General features: G+C 69.6%; 15 protein-coding genes. 8 read left to right on the forward strand and 7 right to left on the reverse strand.

The window, feature by feature from the left end; translation table 11 throughout:
• Positions 1 to 15 precede the first annotated feature (15 nt).
• From ACZ6J5_RS15515 to ACZ6J5_RS15540, 6 genes are all read left to right on the forward strand, one after another.
• Positions 16 to 1,344 (forward strand): class I SAM-dependent RNA methyltransferase, encoded by a 1,329-nt coding sequence (locus tag ACZ6J5_RS15515; RefSeq protein WP_469391606.1) that lies wholly within the window; start codon positions 16 to 18, stop codon positions 1,342 to 1,344.
• A 199-nt stretch (positions 1,345 to 1,543) separates the two neighbouring features.
• Positions 1,544 to 1,852: a PASTA domain-containing protein gene (locus ACZ6J5_RS15520; RefSeq protein WP_469391608.1), complete on the forward strand. Its 309-nt coding sequence runs from the start codon at positions 1,544 to 1,546 to the stop codon at positions 1,850 to 1,852.
• A gap of 57 nt (positions 1,853 to 1,909) precedes the next feature.
• On the forward strand, positions 1,910 to 2,695 hold the full coding sequence (locus tag ACZ6J5_RS15525) for a hypothetical protein (RefSeq protein ID WP_469391610.1): 786 nt from the start codon (positions 1,910 to 1,912) through the stop codon (positions 2,693 to 2,695).
• Between the two features lie 91 nt (positions 2,696 to 2,786).
• Positions 2,787 to 4,868, forward strand: a complete 2,082-nt coding sequence (locus ACZ6J5_RS15530) for a GNAT family N-acetyltransferase (protein ID WP_469391612.1) — start codon at positions 2,787 to 2,789, stop codon at positions 4,866 to 4,868.
• Positions 4,865 to 5,344 (forward strand): ASCH domain-containing protein, encoded by a 480-nt coding sequence (locus ACZ6J5_RS15535; RefSeq protein ID WP_391817173.1) that lies wholly within the window; start codon positions 4,865 to 4,867, stop codon positions 5,342 to 5,344. Before ACZ6J5_RS15530 ends, ACZ6J5_RS15535 begins: the two co-directional genes overlap by 4 nt.
• 168 nt (positions 5,345 to 5,512) lie before the next feature.
• A complete protein-coding gene (locus tag ACZ6J5_RS15540; protein ID WP_469391614.1) occupies positions 5,513 to 7,039 on the forward strand; it encodes a hypothetical protein in 1,527 nt (508 codons plus the stop codon).
• 116 nt (positions 7,040 to 7,155) lie between these two features.
• Here the strand turns inward: ACZ6J5_RS15540 and ACZ6J5_RS15545 are convergent, their stop codons facing one another.
• From ACZ6J5_RS15545 to ACZ6J5_RS15575, 7 genes are read right to left on the reverse strand one after another with little or no spacing between them, the layout of a single operon-like run.
• Positions 7,156 to 8,187 carry a serine hydrolase domain-containing protein gene (locus ACZ6J5_RS15545; RefSeq protein WP_469391616.1) on the reverse strand — a complete coding sequence of 344 codons (1,032 nt, stop codon included), beginning with the start codon at positions 8,185 to 8,187 and terminating at the stop codon, positions 7,156 to 7,158.
• Positions 8,188 to 8,241: 54 nt separating this feature from the next.
• The gene (locus tag ACZ6J5_RS15550; RefSeq protein ID WP_469391617.1) at positions 8,242 to 9,345 is read right to left on the reverse strand and encodes a glycosyltransferase family 4 protein; all 1,104 of its coding nucleotides are present in this window, start codon (positions 9,343 to 9,345) and stop codon (positions 8,242 to 8,244) included.
• Positions 9,342 to 9,878 (reverse strand): dCTP deaminase, encoded by a 537-nt coding sequence (locus ACZ6J5_RS15555; protein ID WP_469391619.1) that lies wholly within the window; start codon positions 9,876 to 9,878, stop codon positions 9,342 to 9,344. Before ACZ6J5_RS15555 ends, ACZ6J5_RS15550 begins: the two co-directional genes overlap by 4 nt.
• Positions 9,875 to 10,414 carry a dCTP deaminase gene (dcd, locus tag ACZ6J5_RS15560; protein ID WP_469391621.1) on the reverse strand — a complete coding sequence of 180 codons (540 nt, stop codon included), beginning with the start codon at positions 10,412 to 10,414 and terminating at the stop codon, positions 9,875 to 9,877. The genes ACZ6J5_RS15555 and dcd overlap by 4 nt, the downstream gene beginning before the upstream one ends.
• Entirely contained in the window at positions 10,411 to 11,625 is a 1,215-nt protein-coding gene (locus tag ACZ6J5_RS15565; protein WP_469391623.1) for a metallophosphoesterase, read from the reverse strand. The genes dcd and ACZ6J5_RS15565 overlap by 4 nt, the downstream gene beginning before the upstream one ends.
• A complete protein-coding gene (locus ACZ6J5_RS15570) occupies positions 11,622 to 12,941 on the reverse strand; it encodes a UDP-N-acetylglucosamine 1-carboxyvinyltransferase (RefSeq protein WP_388068431.1) in 1,320 nt (439 codons plus the stop codon). The genes ACZ6J5_RS15565 and ACZ6J5_RS15570 overlap by 4 nt, the downstream gene beginning before the upstream one ends.
• Entirely contained in the window at positions 12,938 to 13,390 is a 453-nt protein-coding gene (locus ACZ6J5_RS15575; RefSeq protein ID WP_469391625.1) for an ATP-binding protein, read from the reverse strand. The genes ACZ6J5_RS15570 and ACZ6J5_RS15575 overlap by 4 nt, the downstream gene beginning before the upstream one ends.
• A 171-nt stretch (positions 13,391 to 13,561) precedes the next feature.
• Between ACZ6J5_RS15575 and ACZ6J5_RS15580 the strand changes: the two genes are divergently transcribed.
• Both ACZ6J5_RS15580 and ACZ6J5_RS15585 read left to right on the forward strand, forming a co-directional pair.
• Complete coding sequence (locus tag ACZ6J5_RS15580) at positions 13,562 to 14,848, forward strand: helix-turn-helix domain-containing protein (RefSeq protein WP_469391627.1); 1,287 nt, start codon at positions 13,562 to 13,564, stop codon at positions 14,846 to 14,848.
• A complete protein-coding gene (locus ACZ6J5_RS15585) occupies positions 14,845 to 15,375 on the forward strand; it encodes a flavoprotein (RefSeq protein ID WP_469391629.1) in 531 nt (176 codons plus the stop codon). The genes ACZ6J5_RS15580 and ACZ6J5_RS15585 overlap by 4 nt, the downstream gene beginning before the upstream one ends.
• Positions 15,376 to 15,715 lie beyond the last annotated feature (340 nt).

The following is a 15,715-nucleotide window of genomic DNA, read 5'->3' on the forward strand; positions in this document are numbered from 1 at the left end:
TGGAGTCCCCCCGTCATGCAGAACGTGCCCGTTGCTTCGCTGGTCGGGGAAGAGTACGAGGTCGAGGTCGGCCCGGTCGCCCACGGTGGTCACTGCATCGCCCGCACGGACGCGGGCCGCGTCCTCTTCGTCCGCCACGCCCTGCCCGGCGAGCGGGTCCGCGTCCGGATCACCGAGGGCGAGGAGACCTCCCGCTTCCTGCGCGCCGACGCGGTCGAGATCCTGGACCCGTCCAAGGACCGCATCGAGGCGCCCTGCCCCTTCGCCGGCCCCGGCAAGTGCGGCGGCTGCGACTGGCAGCACGCCAAGCCGGGCGCCCAGCGCCGCCTCAAGGGCGAGGTGCTCGCCGAGCAGCTCCAGCGGCTCGCGGGCCTGACCCCCGAGGAGGCCGGCTGGGACGGCACGGTCGTCCCCGCCGACGGCGACAAGCTGCCCGCGGGCGAGGTCCCGAAGTGGCGCACCCGCGTCCAGTACGCGATCGACGCCGACGGCCACGCGGGGCTGCGCAAGCACCGCTCGCACGAGGTCGAGGTCGTCGACCACTGCATGATCGCCGCCGAGGGCGTCTCCGAGCTGGGCGTCGAGAAGCGCACCTGGGAGGGCATGGCCTCGGTCGAGGCCATCGCCGCCTCGGGCTCCCACGACCGCCAGGTCATCCTCACCCCGCGCCCCGGCGCCCGCCTCCCCCTCGTCGAGCTCGACAAGCCGGCCTCCGTGCTGCGCGTCGACGAGAAGGACGGCGGCGTCCACCGCGTGCACGGCCGGGGCTTCGTCCGCGAGCGCGCCGACGAGCGCACCTACCGCGTCGGCAGCGGCGGCTTCTGGCAGGTCCACCCGAAGGCCGCGCAGACCCTGATGCTCGCCGTGATGCAGGGCCTGACGCCCCGCAAGGGCGAGACCGCCCTGGACCTCTACTGCGGCGTCGGCCTCTTCGCGGGCGCCCTCGCCGACCGCGTCGGCGACCAGGGCGCGGTCCTCGGCATCGAGTCCGGCAAGCGCGCCGTCGAGGACGCCCGCCACAACCTGGCCGACTTCCCGCGCGTCCGCATCGAACAGGGCAAGGTCGAGTCGGTCCTGCCGCGCACGGGCATCACCGAGGTCGACCTGATCGTCCTGGACCCGCCCCGCGCCGGCGCCGGCAAGCAGACCGTCCAGCACCTCGCCAAGCTGGGCGCCCGCCGCATCGCCTACGTCGCCTGCGACCCGGCGGCCCTGGCCCGCGACCTCGGCTACTTCCGCGAGGGCGGCTACCGGGTGCGGACGCTGCGGGCGTTCGACCTGTTCCCGATGACGCACCATGTGGAGTGCGTGGCGATTCTGGAGCCGGTGAAGAAGGACGCGTGAGCTGGGGTTTTGTGGGTGCGCGGTATGTGCCGTGTGGGCGTTACGGGCGATATCTTGACGCTGAGATGACGCTCGTGACGCTCATTTGACGCTCGTTCTGATGGAGTGTCAGGACCGGGGGTCGGCCGGGCGCGACGAACACCGTGACCGTCCTGCCCCCCGGTGGGGGGAGTCAGGACCCTTCCACGACCGAGAGGTGGTGGCGGAGCTCGTCAGCCACTCGTGCCCTGTCGCCATTGGCGGGAAGGACTGCCCCGGCAAGGATCAGGGCGCGAGCCGGCCGGAGACCGCAAATACCGTGCCTGACTTCAGCGGGAAGTCCGTCAAGGTCGCCCGCCAGGCCCTCGACGCATCCACGAGTCTCACAGTCACCGATGCATCCCCCGCGGGCCGAATGGTCCTCATGGAGTCCAACTGGCAGGTCTGCACCCAGGAGCCGACTGCCGGCACCAAGCTCGACGGCCAGCCTGTCGCCTTGACCGCAGTGAAGTTCGACGAGACCTGCTGAACGCCCACAGGTCCGCTACGTATCCTCGCTGCCGCGGCCCCATGCTTGAATCGGCGGATGATCGAGTGGCGGTTGCCGAGGTACGGGCGCGGACCATATGACGAGGTTCCGCCCGTTCTCGAGCGGGTTCTGCGATCGCCGTCCAGCGATGAGGAGGCATGGCAAGAGCTCTGGCACCTCCTGGCTACCGAGGGGCTTGCAGTCTCGGCAGCGAGCTTTGCCGCACTCCCGTACCTTCGGGATATCGCCCGCGCCGGTGAGACGACTGCCGTGGACCGGGCGTTGGACCTGGCCGGAGCGATCATGGCGGGGATCCATCAGGACCACGGCGCTGACGACCTCATCAGGACCTTGGCTCCGGTGATCGTCGAATTGAAACAGATGGTCTCCCAGCGCCTCAACGACAATGACCTGCCAACGGCGACCGCGATGGCCCTCTTCCGCGCTCATCTCGCATTCGCCGGGGCGAGCGTGTGGAGCCTGGCCGAGTACGACTTCGAAGACGGCTTCTACGAGGTCGGCTGCCCTCACTGCCACCTCAGCGTCACCATCGCGATCGGTATCTACGGCCGCTACTCGGCCCATCGCGACTGGGACCAGGGAGACATCCGCCGCCGCCCTCTCCAGCAAGCCGACCCGAGCGACCTTGACGGCTTGGCTGCATGGATGCACGAAACAGCCCGTGACCTCGGCTTTGCCCAGTTGGCAGAGGGGATCACCTGGCTGTTCGGCCACGCCGAATGCCCCGAATGCGCGAGCACTTTCGTCATCGGGGACCAGTATGCAGCCGAGAACGAACCCCACCACTCATCTGACGGGCCCATACCAGTTGGAGGGTGGTGACGAGTCCCGCACCGTAGGTCTCCCGCCACTAGCCGGTTCTGATCAATCAGCGGCTTGGCCGCTCCGGTTTAGGCAGTATGCGCTTGGGGCGGTGATCGAACCGGAGGGGATGCAGATGGCGATCAAAGTGCTGCCAGTGACGGGAGAGCAGCCGGACCTACTCAGTGCCGCCATCGCCCTGGGCGACCGGTACACGAAGCGTCTGGGCCTGCTCACGCCACCCGCTTACCGAAAGTACGCGGACGACGGTGGGCTGCTGGTCGCGCTGGAGGGGGACGAGCTCGTCGGCTACGCGCTTTTCGGGTTGCCCAAGCGTAGCCAGTACGTGCGTCTCGTGCATCTGTGTGTGGCAGAGGAACGCCGAGGGAACGGGATCGCTGGGCTCTTGATCGCGGAGCTTCGCCGTCGTCAAGGACACCGGCTCGGCATCCGGGCCAGATGCCGCCGGGACTATGGGCTCAGTTCCATGTGGAGCGGTCTCGGCTTCGTACCGAAGGGCGAGGGGCTCGGACGGGGTGGTGATCAGGAGACCCTCGATACCTGGTGGCTTGACCTCGGTCACGAGGATCTGTTCACCGAGGCACAGAGCGACGCCCTGCTGATCGTGACGGTCGACTACAGCGTCTTCTCCGGGCTTCGCGGCACGGGTGCCGAGCGGGCTGTCGAGGAGTCGAGGGCCCTTGAGGCCGGATGGCTCGCAGACCTGATCGAGCTCACGTACACACCGCAGCTCCTCCTCGACGTGCGGGAGATCGAGAACCGCGAAGAGAGGAAGCATCAACGCAACGGTCTTTCCCGGCTTCGCTCCGCGTCTCCCGATGCGGCCGCGGTATCGGCCCGCCAGCAGGAGTTGGCCACGGCAGTCAGCAAGGAACTGCCGGAAGCGCCGATCGACGGCACGCTACGTGCCCGACTGCGGTACGTGGCCGAGACGTCCTGTGCGGGTCTGCAAGTGCTGGTGACGCGTGATCCTGAGCTGGAGCGGCTGGCCGACATCGCCTGGGAAGTAGCACGCGTCAGGGTCGTCTCGCCGGCCATGGTGACCCTTCATGTGGACGAACTCCGCCAAGCCCAGGTCTATCGCCCGGCGGATCTCATGGGCACGGCGTTCTCCGCCGAGGAGGTCGCGTCCGGAAGCGAAGGGGAGCTGGTCGCCTTCTTCGAGCAGGCCGACGGCGACAGCGGTACCGCCTTCGCGGAAAGGCTGAAGGCCCTTGGCACCGACGGAGTGTTGTGGCGAAGGGAGCTGCTCCGGGACGGTGACGGACATCCGGCCGCCCTGTACGCCTGGGCCCTGGACGGCCGTACATTGAACGTCGCCTTCCTGCGGACCGCGGCACACCCACTGGAGGAGACGCTTGCCCGGCAGCTGTTCTTCATGCTGAAGCGGCTGGGGCGGGAACGAGGCGCGCAGGTCGTCCGCATCGTCGATCCGTACCTCTCCCAGGCTGCCATGTCAGCTGCGGGCGCCGACGGATTCACCGAGGGCGAGAGCGGCTTCACGGCCCTCATCGTCGACCTGTGCGGACCGGCCGAGGCCGTCTCCGAGGCGGCAGGAGCCATCGCGGCACGCGTCGGGCGTACGACACCGCGCCTGCCGGCTCAGGTGTCGCCTGAGATCGCGAGCGTGGCCGAGCGAGTGTGGTGGCCGGCAAAGCTCATCGACACGGCTCTGCCTTCCTTCATCGCTCCCGTACAGCCCCGCTGGTCCACGGAGCTGTTCAACGTGCCGGCCATGCTCGTGCCGCGTGACGACGTGATCGGCATCAGCCGTGAGCACGTCTACTACCGGTCTGCCGGTCGCCGCGGGGAGAGCGTCCCTGGCCGGATCCTTTGGTACGTCAGCGGAGGGACCGCCGGGCAGCAGGGCAAGATGGTGATCGGCTGTTCGCGGCTGGACGAGGTGGTCGTCGGCGATCCTGACACCCTCTTCTCGCGATTCGAACACCTGGGCGTATATGGTCGTGCCGAAGTGCGGGCGAAAGCCGAACCAGCGGGCAAGGTCATGGCGTTGAGGTTCTCGGACACGGAGATCTTTCCCGTACAGGTGACGCATTCGCGATTGTCCGCGTTGGCCAAGGGGCTGGGGCTACCGTTGTCGCTGATGTCGCTATCGAAGATCAGTAGCACGCTGTTCCAGGCCGTGTACGAAGAGGGGCACCGAAAGACGTGAGCGATCCGGAGCGCGCGATGCTGCTGTCCGTCCACCCTCGGTTCGCCACGGCGATCCTGGCCGGGACCAAGACGGTCGAAGTGCGCCGTCAACGCGTCGCCGCCCCACCTGGAACCCCGGTACTCCTCTATGCGACCGCGCCCACGATGGCCATCGTGGGCATGGCGCGGATCGCCTCCGTGCAGGTCGCTTCCCCCCGCGAGGTCTGGTCGGCCAGCCGTGCGAGCGCTGGAATCAGCCGACGCGAGTACGACGAGTACATGAGCGGCGCGACCCGGGCCAGCGGTTTGTCACTCGAAGAGCCGATTATCTTCGAGGACCCCGTACCGTTGGCCGCCCTTCGGGCCTCCGGACCATTCCATCCGCCCCAGAGCTACAGGTACTTGACCGGTGAAGACCTGAGGAAAGTGGCTGCGGCAGCACCTGGTGCTGGCACGGCACTCCGTGGTGCTCTGAACGACCTCGCGCCCGTCTAGTTTGAGGGAGTGCCCCTGTGTCAGTGGGCAGGGGGTACGGCAATCTCGGTTGGACAGTCGGCTGGTGCTACCCAACAGCCATGTGAAGCCCTTGAGGCCGGTGGCGCCAGCTTGTCGACGTCGAAATCGACCGGACGTTCGACCACGGTCCGGGCAGTATGTCTTCCTGTGAACCATGCACTGTGCGGGCTCGCCGTCAATGCGGCCCTGCCCTTCGAGTTGGTCGGGCGCCTGATCGCGGTCGCGGACGCGGACATCGCCGAGGGCCTAGCCAGTCGCCCGGACCTCAGCCATGAGCAGGCGGTCGACCTGGCCGCGCGGGTCGAAGAGAGCGCTGTGCGACTTGCGTACGAGGGCCGGCTGACCGCCGCAGACGTCGACCCTGTCACACAGCCGCAAGCCGCGCTCGCCCTGCTCGGCGAGCACTCTGGCGACCTGGAGTGGGCACGACTCTTCGCCGAGGACTTGGACGTCGAGCGCCGGGAGAAGCTAGCTGCCTGCCCCGGACTTCCGGCCGAAGTGCAGGAGACGCTTGCCGCCGACCCGGACGTCCGGGTCGTCGCGGAACTCGCGTTGTGGACGACGGCGGACGTGGCCGCCCGACTTGCGTGGCATCCGCATGCTGAGGTCCGCCGCGCGGTGGCGGCCAACGAGGCGACGCCACCAGAGGTGCTTGCGATGCTGATCACTGGCGAGGGGCTGCCTCCGGCAGAGCGGTGCCTGGTCTGCGACACCGAGGAGACGCCCTTCGTACACGATCCGCAGTGCCCTCGGCTCGACTGCGAACTGTGGCCTGGTGCCTCATGCGACGGCTCCCACGAGTCCACCGTCCATGAGATGGCGGAGCAGGCACTGCGGAACCCCGCCACGCCTGTCGAGGCTCTTCTCCGGTTCGTCGAGCACCGGTCGACGCTGCTGCGTTGTCGGCTCGCCGCCCGCCCAGATCTGCCGCCGCTGGTGGGGGTGAGGCTCGCCGGTGATTCCGTTCCCAGCGTTCGAGCCGAACTCGCGGAGAACCCTACGATCGACGACGCCCTGATCAGGGTGCTGGCTGCAGACCGTGGCCACGACGTACAGCGCAGACTCGCGCACAACGTCCGTGTGCCGCTCGACGTCCTCGCCGGCCTGGCCGCCACTGTCAAGATCGGTTCGGCTCTGCTGCCGCGTATTGCCGCTGCTTCTCCCGTCGAGGTCGAGGAGCTGTCGAGGTCGTCGAATCCGGTGGTGCGGATGCTCCTGGCCGAGCGGCGCGATCTGCCACCCGAGATCCGCGACGTGCTGGCCGCCGACCTCGACGCGAAGGTGGTCAAGTCCATCGCGCCGCACCCGGGCCTCTCGGAGGATCAGCTGCGGACCATGGTCGACCGCCATGGAGTCCGGGTCGTCGCCAAGGTGGCGGCAAACCCGGATGCGTCGCCGGCGCTGCTTGAGGACCTGACCAGACACGTACCGCCGGTTCAGAAGGCACTGCGCGAGGTCGCCCGGCACCGCGCTGCGACGAGCCCGGCACTTCTCGCGTGCTTGGCAGACAGACAGGCACGGCCGATAGCTGCCGGGCACCCGGCCCTGCCGCCGCGGGTCATCGTCGAACTGCTTGCCGACGACGACTGGCGAGTGGTGGAGGCGGCTGCCGCCAACCCGTCGCTGCCGCAGACCGTGATGGCGGAGCTGGTGCCTGAGTCGAGCGGCGTGTAGATCCAGCGCGGAACCCTGCGGGTCACGCGCAGAAACAGGATGCACGCTGGGCACAGAGCCGACGCCAACTCCGATGTACAGCCCCGATCTGGTCCGCCGCACAGCTGTTGGCAGGGTCAGGAGAAGGCAGCCGATCGGAAGGCGCCTCGGATAGAGGCCAACGGTTCCCGATCGCGAGAGAGGAAGAGCTTGTTGGTCAGGAGGACGGCCCAGAGGCGTTGGGCTGGACTGATCCACATAGCGGTGCCGGTGAAGCCGTAGTGGACCCAGATGTCTTCCCGCAGCTCGGTGCCAGGTGCGGGGTGCCAGAAGAGGCCGCGGGCGGGTGCCAGTTCGCCGGTGCGAGTGCGGAGGGAGTCGCTGATCCAGGCCGGGCCGAACGCGGCTTGGGCCGGGTTGAGCATGTGGCGCAGGAAGCGGCCGAGGTCGGCGAGGGTGGAGAAGGTGCCGGCGATGCCGCAGGTGCCGCCGAGGAGGCGGGCGGAGAAGTCGTGGGCGGTGCCTTTGAGGTGAGTGCCGGTTTCCTCGTCGAGTTCGGTGGGGGCGCAGCGGGCGATCATGTCCGCAGGCAGAGGGGCGAAGCGGGTCTCGGTCATGCCGAGGGGGTCCCAGATTCGGCTTGTGGCCAGTTGGTCGAGGGGCTGACCAGCGAGGTACTCGGCCAGGTAGCCGAGGATCAGGGCAGCTCGGTCGGTGTACTCGACGGCCTCGCTGGGGGCGCGATGGAGGGCCTCATGGAGGACGCCGTCGCGGATGTCCTGGGGGTCGGTGCCGTACAGGTTCTTGAGGTTGGCGCGCAGAGGCAGGCCGGCGGTGTGGGTCAGGAGCTCGTGGGTGGTGACCTGCGCGAGCGGGTGGCCGGTGACCTCGGGCCAGAAGGTACCGAGCGGGGTGTGGAGCTGGAGCTTGCCCTCTTCGACGAGGGCGCCGATGACGGCCCACACGGCGACGATCTTGGTGAGGCTGGCGATGTCGAAGACGGTGTCGAGCCGCATCGGCTCGTCGGGTCGGGTCGGGTCGAGGAGGCCGACCGCCCCGCTCGCCGTCGTGCCGGAGGCGTTGCCGACGGCCCAGACGGCTCCCGGGTAGACCCGGTCGCGGACGCCGTCCTGGAGGAGCTGCTCAATGCGCGGGATGTCGAGCGTCATGGTGTTCCGATCGTAGTGAGACGGCCAGACCTCGTGGGGGTGCGCCACGGGTGATCAGGCGAGTCGCCTGCCGAGGTCGGCGAGGGCTTTGGCGGTGGCGCTCAGAGGGAAGCGGGTCGCGTTGGTGGCGCCGGCCGCGCGGAGCGCCGGCAGGAGGCCGGGGCTGGTGCGGAGGCGGTCGAGTTCCCGGGCGACGGCGTGCGGGTCGGCGAAGTCGGTGGCGAGACCGGCGCCTCCCAGTGCCTCGGTGAGACCGGGAACGGGTTGGTAGAGGACGGGAAGCCCGCATGCCTGGGCTTCGAGCGCCACGAGGCCCATGGCCTCCAGTGTCGTGGAGGGCATCACTAGGACGTCGTGGTCGGCGAAGGTCCTCCAGAGCTGTGGTCGGCGTAGCCAGCCGAGGTAGTGGACGTGTACCCCGCGCTGGTGGAGGCGGGGGCGAAGGGCGTGGAATTCAGCTCGGGGTGCGGCGATGGACAGCTCGGCAGACTGGGTGAGGGGGAGGGCTGAGAGGAGGGTGTCGAAGCCCTTCTCGGGGGTGAGGCGGCCGGCGTACAGGATCCGCAGGTGGCTGGAGGGCTGGTTCCGGCGCCGTGGGGGAGGGGTGGCGATGAGGTGGTCGGGGATGCCCCAGGGGATCTTCTCGATCTTGCGGCGTCGGGTATCGGGGGCGAGGAGGAGTAGTCGGTCCGCCATTGCGCCGGTCGGCACCACGATCGCGTCGGCGGCCCAGGCTGCCTCGCGCAGGGTGGCCAACTGTTCGGGGTGCGTTTCGGCGAAGAGGAGGTCGGTCCCGTGGACCAGGGCGATCCGAGGGCGTTTCGGGAAGGCTCTGAGCAGGGCCGGCGTGGCGCCGAAGGCCAGGTGCTGCAGATGCAGGACTCCGGCGTCATCCGGATCTACCGCCTCGACCAGGGCCCGCTGGAGGGTGGCGACGTAGCGGCGGAAGGCGTAACCGGTCAGGCACTTTCCCGGAGCCTGCACCAGCTCCAGACCCGCCGGCATGGGCGGCCGCAGCCCCCTGCGCTCGGGCGCGAGCATGAAGGCGCGGGCGGGCAGGAGGGGAACGCGGCCGGTGTACAGGTCCAGGAAGAGCTCGACGCTTCCGCCAGGGCTCGGGAACGGCAGGTCGAGGGCGGTGACGACGGTGGGGTTCACGCGGGGCCTCCCGGGTTCTCCTCGTAGAGGCGGGACGTTTCGATGCCCTGGCTGGCCCGGTATTTGAGGCCGTGGTTCTGGTAGCTGGCAGTGGCGCCGAGGGCCTGGAGGAAGACCAGCTTCCCGAAGGTCATGCGCGGGTAGACCCGGACCGGTCGGCTCGCTCGGATCTCCAGGGTCCAGCGAATGGCGTGGCCCTGGTGCCCGAGGGGAGCGGAGACGTGGACCCAGATGCCGAGCGCCCCGATCGTCCGGTCACCGTTGAGGAACTGCGCGTACGCCTCCGAGCCGGTCCGCTCGTACGTCGTCCCCAGGTAGAGGACCTCCGGCCGCAGCACGTACCCGGACTCGGGGATCGGCGCCTCCTGGAAGTCGGTCGGCCTCGCCGCGTCCAGGGAGCCGTCGTGGAAGCGCAGGGTGTCGCCGAGACGCCAGTCGTAGGCGTTGGGGGAGATCCTCCGCGGCTCGTACGGCTCGATGGTGATCTCGCCAGCGGCTCTGGCTGAGGCGATGGCGGGGCCGGTGAGGATCACGAGGCCACCGCCCCGAGGGCGGCGAGGTCCCGCCAGTACGCGGAGGGCTGTGGGCCGGCGGACGACTGGTACTTGCCCGCGTAGAGCGCCACCGGACCGACCGAAACGAAGAACATGATCTGGCCGATCCGCATGCCCGGGTACACGCGCAGCGGCCGGATCGGGGAGAGCATGAGCGTCCACTGGCCGTGGAAACCGATGTCCCCGATGGGCGCGGTGATCTCGACGAACAGGCCGAGGCGGCCGACCGAGGAGCGGCCGAAGAGCAGGGGCACGAAGGTGTCCGAGCCGACCTCCTCGATCGTGTGGCCGAGGTAGAGCTGGCCGGGTTGGAGCTCGAAGCCGTCCGGACCGATCTCGATCGACTCGGTGGCGTTCGGCCGGTGGGCGTCCAGGGTGTGTGCGGTGTACGTGAGCAGGGTCCCGCCGAGACGGACGTTGTAGCTGTTCGGGTTCACCTGCGTCGGCTCGAACGGGGAGATGCGGATGCGGCCGTCGGCCGTGGCCTGGGCGATCTCGGGGCCGGTGAGGATCATCGGGATTCTCCATCGGTGAGCGTGCGCTGCACGGCCTGGCTGAGACGGATGCCGGCCTGCCGGGTACGGCCTCCGAGGTACGCGTCGGCGAGATAGCCGGTGGTCAGCACAGTCGGCAGGCGGTCGGGCAAGGGACGGGGCGCGGACACGACCGGGCCCGTCTGCGCAGTGAGGTGGGCGAGGAGGACCGCCGGGTCTGTGAGGAAGCGCTCCGGCACGTGGGCGTGTACGAGCTGGTTGTCGAAGGGCTCGATGGCCAGGAGGTCGCCCTGCGTGAGTACGGTCCCCAGCCGGGGAGACCGAAGCGCGGTCTCGTTCAGCAGGACGGCTTCGGCGCCCAGACCGTTGTGGAGGCGGCCGGCGACGTCGGTGAGCAGGGCGCGACGGTCGAGCAGGCCGTTCGCGTACGGGGCCCGGAGCGGACCAAGCGGCGTGCGCAGCTCCTCGCGGATGGCGTCGATGGCCTCCCGTACGGGGGCGAGTTCTCGGGGGAGTTCCGCTGTAGGCGGGAAGGAGTCCACCCGGGCTGCCCAGCCGGCGCCCACGGGCTCGGCCAGCGCGTACCCGGCCGCGAGTTCACGCCCCTTGAGAACGAGCGTGTCTCCCACGGGCACCGGCCCCGGCCGCTCGCTGTGACAGTGCCCGGCGAAGACGACATCCAGGAACGGGCAGGCAGCAGCCAGCTTGAGATCCTCGTCGAACCCGGAGTGGCTGAGCACCACCCAGGAGTCGGCCTGGTGGTGATGGGTCAGCATCAGCTCGCGCAGTGCCTGGACCGTTTCGGTGACACGGTGTCCGGCGCGCTGGTCGGCGGGGATGGCGTTGAACGCCTGGGGACCGATGACGCCCGTGACGGCGACGCGGCGGGTGCCGACTTTCACGAGGCGGGCCGGACGGAAGAGAGGATTGCCGGTCTCGGCGTCCACGGCGTTCGCGCACACCGTGATGCCATGGAGGTCGGGCTCGAAGTGGTGGACCCAGCCGTGGTTGCCAGGGACGACGGCGTCGTAGAGGCGGACCAGGACGTCCCGCTCGATGCGGCCCTGGCCGAGCCGGTAGTAGCCCGTGCCCTCGAAGAAGTCCCCGCAGTCGACGACGAGGCTGTCGTGCCTTCTGGCGTGCAGGTGCGTGAGCATCGGTACGGCGTCATCGAAGGCCGAGTGGAAGTCGGTGGTAGCGATGATTTGGTGGAGGCGTCTGGCTGCGGTCATGGGGTGACCTCGCAGATGTCGGCGCCGAGGGCGAGGAGCTTGCCGGGCAGGTCGGCGTGGCCGCGGCGGATCTGGTCGACCCCGCCGAGCGTGGTGACGCCACGGGCAGTGAGGCCGGCGACCATCAGCGCGGAACCCGTGCGGATGTCGGTCGCCTCCACTCCGGCACCCGTCAGCCTCTGGGGGCCGGTGAAGCGGCATTCGGTCGAGGACAGTTCGGTGATCTCCCCGCCCATGCGGACGAGCTGGGGGATGAGGTTGCTGTGGCGCCCGGGGTTGATCGGGTCCGAGAACAGGTGCGTGCCGGGGAAGCCCAGGGCGAGCCCGAGCAGCGGTGGTTCGAAGTCGGCGTCGAGGCCGTTGGGGGCGAGGGTGGCCATGGCCCGGAGGGGCCGACCGGTCGGCTGAGTGTCCCGACCGTGGACGGCCAGCGCCTCGGTCTCCTCGGCCGTGGGGATGCCCATCCGGTTCAGCGCCGCGATCAGCGGACCGATGTCAGATCCGTGGACGCCCTCGATCCGCGCGGTGCCGCCGGTGGCGGCCACGGCACAGGCCAGGGTTCCGGCCTCGATCTTGTCTCCCGGCACCTTCCAGACGGGCGCGTCCCCTGAGACCGAAGATGGCGGGGCGAGCGTGAGGACGCGCTCGCCCGCACGGTACGCGTACCCCACGGCCGTCAGAGCGTCCAGAACGCAGAGGACCTCCGGGGAGAGGTTCGGCTGCCCGAGCCGCAGTGGCGCACCTGCGACCACGGCACGCAGGACCGCGGCGATCGTCGCCCCGCGCGAGCGGAACGGCAGGGCCAGCGACACCGTGCCAGGGACCGCCTTGCCGGCTTCGACCACGTACCCGCGATCGTCCACGCGGACGCGGTCGCCGAAGGCTTCGTACACCTTGAAGTGCTGCTCCATCCCGCGGTCGCCGATCCGGCAACCGCCGGGCCAGGGGAGCCCGGCTCGACCGCACAGGGCGATCAGGGCGGGGACGAGGTAGTACGAGGCCCGGATGCTGGAAGCGTCCTCGTCGAGCCCGTTGGCCTTCGGGGCCGCCTCGCCGGGGAGGACGAGGACGGTGCGGCTGTCACCGACCGAATGGGCGGTGTTCCATCCCGCCTGCCGCAGCAGGTCCAGCAGGGTCTGGACGTCGGAGCTGGCGGGGACGTTGTCGAGACGTACGGGGCGAAGGAGAGCTGCGGCAGCCGCGATGAGCGGGAGCGCGGCGTTCTTCGAACCGTCGACCGTCACGGCACCGGCGAGGGGCCGGCCGGGCCGGATCGCGATCACCTGGGACGTAACGGCGGGGACGCTGGTACTCACGTACAACTCCTCTGCGTGGGAACAGACAAGACGGAGGCGGATCTGGTCGGGGATGCGCCAGCGACGTCGATCTCGGCCCAGCAGCACTTGCCAGAGCCTGTCGGCGCCGTACCGAAGCGGTCCGCGAGTACGCCGACCAGGAAGAGCCCGCGTCCGCCCTCGCTGTCCTCGTCCGGCAGCGCGGCCGTTGGCAGAGTGGGGCTCGCGTCGCTGACCTCCACCCGGAGAACCGCCTCGGAGAGCTGGGCTACGACACTGATCGGCTGATGACCGGCGTAACGGACCGCGTTCGTGACGAGCTCGCTGACGACCAGCTCGGCCGTGTGGACGGCCTCCGACGCCGCGGGCACCGCCGGCCAGGCGGCTATGGCCTCCCGCATCTGGCGTCGTGCCACGGGCACAGCCGCCGGAATCGGCGGGAGGGAGAAGATGAGCTGGTGCGCTTCCACGAGCGGCCTCCAGAAGTCGGATCGACCACCCCAAGGAACAGCGCCGCCAGCACACTTCGCGACGGCCTGTGCCCGTACTGCATCGTTCATGCAGAAGCTGCATGAAGCCTTCGTGCGACTCGCCTACGCTGCGTCCGGAGGGGCATGCTCGACGCGGACGGAAGGGCATGGATGGCAGACGTGAAGACCGAAGCCGAGGAGATCGGCGAGACGATCAAACGCGCTCGCCTGCGCACCAGTCGCTCGCAGGCGGACGTCGCCACCGCGCTCGGCTACCACCAGTCGAAGATCAGCCGCCTGGAGAGCGGACGGGGCACGGAGGACACCCGGGTCTTACGCGCCGTTGCTGCCGAACTCGGCATCCCACTCCACCTCCTCGGCCTGAGCGGCCCCGGCCCGTCCCTAGAACCGACAGACGATCCCGAGACAGAAGACATGCGCCGCCGCACCTTCCTCGCCGCGAGCATCGCGTCCCTCGCGGCTCCCACCGCACCTGCCACGGCTGCCCACGACGACCTCGTCCGTGCACTCCTCCCCGGCCCACGCACGGCTTCCGCCCGAGTGGACGGCATGGATAAGGAGTCCCTGGAATCACGGATCGCCGTGGCTCGGCGCCTCTTCTACACCTGCGACTACGCAGCGCTGGAGGCAACTCTTCCCAGCCTCATCGCCGACCTGCGCGAAGCTGCGGGCGGCGATCACCACGGTGACGCGGCGATGGCCGGGCTCCTCGCTACCGCCTACCAGACCTCCACGAGCCTGCTGCTCAAGCAGGGCGACCACGGCAACGCCTGGCTCGCCGTGGGTCGTGCCATGGCCGAAGCAGAACGCTGTGGCGACCCCGTCGTTCTCGCCTCCAGCGTCCGCGTCCACGCCCACGTCCTGACCCGCGAGAAGCACACCGCCGAGGCCGTCAACCTGGTCCGGCACACCGCAGGACAGCTCGCAGGCTCATACGACCAACGCTCCCCGCGCTACCTCGCGGCAGTAGGACTCCTTCTCCTGCGAGGCGTGACTGCCGCCAGCACGGCCGGCGACCGTGCCGCCACCCGCGAATTCCTCGACGAGGCCCGGGACATCGCCCGCTACGTCGCACTCGACCGCCCCGACGCCTGGGCCAACTTCAGCCCCACGAACGTCGCCCTCCACGCGGTGAGCGCCTCCGTGGCCTTCGGCGACGCCGGCATCGCCCTGAACACCGCCGCGCCCCTCATGCGCCGCCACATCCCCGTCCCCGAACGCCGGGCAGCGCTGTGGGTCGAGGCCGCCCGCGCCTACAACCAGCAGGGCCGCCTCGCCGAGGGCTACCAGGCCCTCCGCATCGCCGAGACCTGCGCCGCCCAGGACGTACGCCGTCCCGCCGTCCGTGACCTGGTCGCCGACATGGCCGCCCGCGATCGGCGACGTACGCTGCCCGAGCTCCACCACTTCAGCCGCCGACTGGGAGTCCCCGCGTGACCGCACAGCCGTTCCTGTACGTCGTCGTCTGCGCCGCCGGCATCGCTGGCGACGCCCACAAGCTGATCACCGCCGCGCAGGAGCAGGGCTGGGGCGTCGGCGTCGTAGCCACACCACAGGGCCTCGGCTTCCTCGACGCCGAGGCGGTCGAGGCCCAGACGGGCTACCCGATCCGATCGGCCTGGCGCAGGCCGGGCGACGCGCGCCCGCTTCCGCCCGCCGACGCCATCGCCGTCGCGCCAGCCACCTTCAACACGATCAACAAGTGGGCCGGCGGCATCGCCGACACCCTCGCGCTGGGCATCCTGTGCGAGGCGTACGGGATGGGCATCCCGACGGTCGTGCTGCCATACGTGAATGCAGCCATGGCCGCGCATCCGGCGTACGGCCGGAACCTGGAGCAGCTGCGGGAGATGGGCGTGCTGGTGGGGTCATACGAGCCGCACCGGCCGAAGGCGGGTGGGGGAGCGGACCGCTTCCGGTGGGAGGAGGCGCTTTCGTTGCTGGCTCAGGATGCGCGCCGCTGACAAGCGAGGCGTGCGGACGGTCGATTGAGCTGGGGGCGCCCCTGAGGGTTGCTTCTCTTCGCGAGCGGCTGACGCGAGCATTCGCGGGTTCGGTACGCGCGACGGCAAGGCTTCGGCTTCTGCTGTGCTTCCCACGGCTTCGATCCGCCCTCGGTCGATGCCTCCAGGACCTGCGCCCTTGGAGCAGGTCCTTTCCCGCCCCTTCGGAGGCGGGTACGGCGGAAGTACTGCTTCCGCCCCAACTTGCTCCGCTGGAGGACCGGGTGAGGCCTTGCGCCTACGTTTCCGGGTTGTGGATTCGTTCATCGAGGGTGTTCCTCTGGTGATGGGTCTCCCCGGA

Source organism: Streptomyces sp. NPDC042100, from assembly GCF_055582325.1.